Origin of the sequence: Synechococcus sp. W65.1 (assembly GCF_047461615.1) — a bacterium.
GTDB lineage: Bacteria > Cyanobacteriota > Cyanobacteriia > Thermostichales > Thermostichaceae > Thermostichus.
The window spans coordinates 1-4,461 of record NZ_JANSHI010000008.1; the positions used below are offsets into that span (position 1 = coordinate 1).

A 4,461-nucleotide genomic window follows, 5' to 3' on the forward strand; every position below is an offset into this window, starting at 1 on the left:
CGTGGTCTACACCGCCTACCTGGGCGGGGATGCGGGGACGCTCTTCCAGGAGGCCAACAAGCTGGCCGAGGGCACAAAGGATGTCTCGGGCCTCTCCACGGGGGCGGTGTGCGTGGAGGGGCAGCTAGGTTTGGCCACAGTCCTTCCTTGGCGCGGCCAGAGGCGTCGTGGAGGGCCTTGAGGGCGGGGTCGTGCAGCAGACCCCAAAGCTTCGCTTGCCAGTAGTGATAAGCCATGGTGTTCTCGCAGCAGGAAGGGGACGTTTAGAACAACTAAAGACAAGAACCCGACAGCCTTCTGGTGTCGAGGTTACAGAGGCTACAAAACACCATCCGTCGATCCCCCTTGCTTCGTAGATTTCTTCAGCTTTTTTTCTGGTCGTCTGGGAGGATCAAGCTTGAGCTTGGCCAACTTTTTAACTAGGCTTGAAAAGCGGGAACGAAGCTGCCGATGTCTTGGGTTTACCAAGAAGCGGAAGGATCCTTTTCTAGCCGGGTCAATTCGGGAAACAGCGCCTCCAAGCTGGGCAGCAGCTTCTGCAGCACAAAGCTCTCCAAGGCCTCGCCGCCTAGGGGATCGGGATTCATCTGCCCATGGGCCACGTCGTTGCGGTATTCGCTTAGGCAAGACCAAAGATCAGCAAGCTGCTTCACATCCGAAACGTGGGCGGCAATGGGAGGAAGGAACTGAAGCTGCTCCTCTTGCTGGACTGATTCGCCAGTTGCAGGGGGATCTCCCAAGGGCTGCTTTTTCCGCTGGATAAGGGATCCCAACTGGTGTTCAACTACTTGCCGCGCTTCTCGTTGGCGGTAGTTTTGGAGCCCCTCACAGAGGCAAAGGGCGGAGACTACCCACTCGCGGGCCAAGAGAATGGCTTGGGTGGTGAGGCGCTTTTCAACATACCAGCGCAGCAGTTGAAAGTGCTTTTGAACTTGCGCTTGGGGATCCGCCGCCTTTTCTGCCGGCAGCGCCAGTTGGCTGTAGCTATCTTGAATACTTTGCAGCAGTAGGCCAAGGGGCTTGGCAAATTGGCCCGCTTCCTTGGCCAACTCCTCGGTAGGGTGGCGTTGTAACTTGCGCAAGTCCTCCTGCAGGCTGACGGGCCTCACCAGCTCTAGGGAACGGGAGATGTCGCGGATGGCCTGTCCAAAGCCCTGCAGCCGGGTGGGCCGGGGATCCCCTTTGCCGGGCTTTTGCTGCCGGTAAAAGTCCCGTTGAACCCTGTCCAAAAGCTGCCCCAGTTCCACCGCCGAGCCGGTGCTGATGAACTTGTCACTAGCCGTCAGCCAGTCCAAAAGCCGAATGGCCGGCGTGAGATCGATGATGGGGGTTTCTGCCTGGCCATGGCGGTAGAGGCCGTAGTAGAGCCCCTGGATCTCGACGTTTTTAGCCTTGCGCAAAAAGGCGGCTCCCAAGAGCATCAGCACCGGGATGGAGCGAAAGGCGTGGGTGATATCAAAAAGCAGCTGGGTGTTAGGCTCGATGCTATCCACCAGCACGTCGAAGATCTCCCAAGTCTCTGCCTCGGTTTTCCCTTCGGGGATAGCCCTGGCAATTTTCTCCACGTGGGAGGGAAGACAGTCCTGCAGACAGTTCCAGTGCGTAGCGCGGGCTTCTTCGGTAAGCAGGAGAACAACCCTGTCAATCTCAAAAAGCTGGCAGAGGGCTTTGGCAACGTAGCAGGTTTTATCTGCCCTTTGCTCTCCAAAGAAATACACTGTCTCCGTGTATTTGGTGGTGCCCAGGGTAGTCAAAAGGGTTTTGGCCATAGGGATCCTCCAGGTGAGCCTGCAACAATCAAAGCATAGGCGCTGGCAAGCTCCTGCAACCTGAAAGCCCCCCTTCACGAAAACAAGACACCTTTTCCCAAACAGAGAAGGTGAAAGAGCCTGAAGTTAACCTAGAAAGCAGTGGGCCTCTGGAGCGATGGGGATTCCAGCATGATCTCGACGAAAAGCTATCGCTCACTCCCGAACAACTTCTCGCCTTGCCAGAGGAAGATGCTACCTGTGAGCTGGTCGATGGGCAAGCTGTTCCCAAACATGAACCTATGTCGCCAAAGCGCTTCCACGCTCGTCTTCAGCCTATCTTGTGGCGAATCCTTGAGGACTGGTGTTCCGCTGCTGAGTGTCCCAAGCCGAGATCCGCTCACACTGAATGGGCAATTGTCCTAAGTCGACAAGGGGAGCCCTGGATCCCGATCCCGGACATCACCTACATCTCCAATGAGCGACTGCCAATTGAGGCCATGGCCGATGAGCCTTGTTCTGCCATTCCTGAACTAGTGGTTGAGATTCTTACTCCAGAGCAGAGTTTTGGGGCTGTACTTCAAAAAGCAGCGGGGATCCCCCGCGTTTGGATTGTGGATCCGCAGGCCAAGAGCATCACAGTCTTCTACCCCGATGCCCCGCCAAAGACCTTTACGGGATCCCAAGCTATTCAAGAGGATTTCTTGCCGGGCTTGAAGGTTGTTCCTCAGGATGTATTTGCCCAAGCGCGGATCCCTTAGCGAGCAGCAACCTCAAACAGCAAAAGATAAGGAGGATCTCCTGATGCTATCAACTACAGAGCCGCTGGTTTCAGGTCAAAAACTGACTCCCGAGCAGTTTCTAGCCTTGCCAGAGGGAGATGTTACCTATGAGCTGGTCGATGGACAAGCCGTCCCCAAGGATGCGCCCATGTCGCCCCAAAGGTTTCATGCCTCCCTGCAGAAACGACTGCTTTGGATCCTGGATGCATGGTGTCAGGGTAAGGGGGATGTGTACACAGAGTTAGCGATTGTTTTGCAGCGGCAAGGGAAAGAATGGTTTCCGGTTCCCGACCTACTCTATGTTTCCTTTGAGCGCTGGCCAGCCCAGCATACCCAAGATGGACCTTGTCCGGTAGCTCCTGAGTGGGTGATTGAGATCCTTTCTCCTGGCCAAAGCTTTGGGGCGATGCTTCAGAAAGTAGCCGATTACTTGGATGCGGGCGTCCCCCGAGTTTGGGTGGTGGATCCCCAAGCTAAGAGCATCACAGTCTTTTATCCCGATGCCCCACCGCGGACATTTACTGGATCCCAAGTGATTCAGGATGAGTTCCTCCCAGGTCTAGCGGTTGTCCCGCAGGATGTGTTTGCCCAAGCGAGGATCCCTTAGTTGTTTTAGCTATTTTTGAGAGGGTTACCATGATTGAAGCTCTAGAAGGGCTAGCGCAAGAGCTTGCTGAAAACTCTGCAGCAGTTCCTCGGAAGATTTGGACGGATGAAGAGTTTATGGCCCTGCCTGATGATGGCAATCGCTATGAAGTTGTGAACGGGGAACTGGTTGCCGTGGGCTCGGCAGGTGCAAAGCATGGGTACTATGTAAGTTTGATTCACATCCTCCTGGGCGCCTATGTCCGCAGCCAAAAGCTTGGCTTTACTTTCGACGCTGATACCTCGTTTAAAATGAAATCTGGCAACCGCCGCTCCCCAGATTGTTCTTTTTTCTCCAAAGAGCGGCTGCGATCCCTTGGCGGGATCCCCAAGGGCTACATCGAGGGAGCTCCGGACCTGGCTATAGAGGTTCTCTCTGAGGCCACTGTAGGAGAGATCCACGACAAAATTGTCGAGTACTTTGAGAACGGATCCCGGCTTGTTTGGGTCATTCATCCCGAAGAAAAGTATGTTTTAGTCTACCGCCAGCCTGAGCCCGCAGCATTGAAGCGGCCAGGGGACATTCTGGAAGGCGAAGAGGTGATCCCTGGTTTTGCCTTGGATTTGTCAGAGTTTTTTGCCGAGCCTGAGTTCTAGGGTTCTAAGGCACCTGGTAAACTGGCCCCAAAAACGGGATCCGCTTTCATGGCACCACTTCACCCGCAAGTCCTGGGGCGCAACCCCAGACGGCTGCGGATTGCCCTGCAAAGGTTTACCCCTGAGCAACTGGCCTGGCGGGTGGTTGTGGGCCTAGGGCTGTTGGCGCTGGGATCCCAGCTGTGGGCTCGTTCGCTGCTCTTGGGGTTGGTGCTTGTGGGGGTGGGCCTATGGACTGGGATCCCTTGGGGGTTGGGGCAAATCTTGAGCTTGGATCGCGAAAACCAACGGGTCACCTTAACCCGTCTGCGTGGCCCTTGGGGAATTTGGCGGCAGCAGGCGTTCTCCTATCCCTTGGCTCAATTGCAAGGGGTGCGGATACATCGGGTAGGCTGGGAGGTCTTAGACAACCAAGCCCAAGAGAGTTTCCAAGTCCAAAGTCAGGTGCGGCTCCAGTTTCGCGAAGACCCTTCCCAGCCTGATCTGAAAGAGGAGGTCATCGCTTGCTTCAATAGCCAAGTAGGCGTCAAAGGGAGCGAGCCAGAGGCTTTCGTGCTCTCTCAGCGGCTGGTGGGCTGGATTCAGGCATATCTAGGAAATCCAAAAAAGAACCCCTTGTCCTAAAGCTCCCTTGTCAGGGGATACTGTCCTCCCCAGGGAGATAGCGGAAATGCTGGCACAATGCCTGA

6 protein-coding genes are annotated in these 4,461 nt (G+C 55.5%); 5 read left to right on the top strand and 1 reads right to left on the bottom strand.

The features are described 5' to 3' along the window. A partial coding sequence (locus NW806_RS05800) for a hypothetical protein (protein ID WP_414410365.1) occupies positions 1-181 on the top strand: 181 nt, incomplete at its 5' end. 280 nt (positions 182-461) lie between these two features. Here NW806_RS05800 and csx2 read toward each other — a convergent pair. Further along, positions 462-1,769 (bottom strand): TIGR02221 family CRISPR-associated protein, encoded by a 1,308-nt coding sequence (csx2, locus tag NW806_RS05805; protein WP_414410366.1) that lies wholly within the window; start codon positions 1,767-1,769, stop codon positions 462-464. A 110-nt stretch (positions 1,770-1,879) separates the two neighbouring features. Here csx2 and NW806_RS05810 point away from each other — a divergent pair, with 110 nt between their 5' ends. Genes NW806_RS05810 through NW806_RS05825 form a run of 4 tightly spaced genes read left to right on the top strand, consistent with a single transcriptional unit; the run spans position 1,880 to position 4,396 of the window. Continuing rightward, a complete protein-coding gene (locus NW806_RS05810) occupies positions 1,880-2,509 on the top strand; it encodes a Uma2 family endonuclease (protein WP_414410367.1) in 630 nt (209 codons plus the stop codon). Positions 2,510-2,552: 43 nt separating this feature from the next. Further along, on the top strand, positions 2,553-3,137 hold the full coding sequence (locus NW806_RS05815; RefSeq protein ID WP_414395677.1) for a Uma2 family endonuclease: 585 nt from the start codon (positions 2,553-2,555) through the stop codon (positions 3,135-3,137). Positions 3,138-3,166: 29 nt separating this feature from the next. Further along, positions 3,167-3,772, top strand: a complete 606-nt coding sequence (locus tag NW806_RS05820) for a Uma2 family endonuclease (protein ID WP_414410368.1) — start codon at positions 3,167-3,169, stop codon at positions 3,770-3,772. A 48-nt stretch (positions 3,773-3,820) separates the two neighbouring features. Continuing rightward, the gene (locus NW806_RS05825; RefSeq protein WP_414410369.1) at positions 3,821-4,396 is read left to right on the top strand and encodes a hypothetical protein; all 576 of its coding nucleotides are present in this window, start codon (positions 3,821-3,823) and stop codon (positions 4,394-4,396) included. The last annotated feature ends 65 nt before the right edge of the window (positions 4,397-4,461 follow it).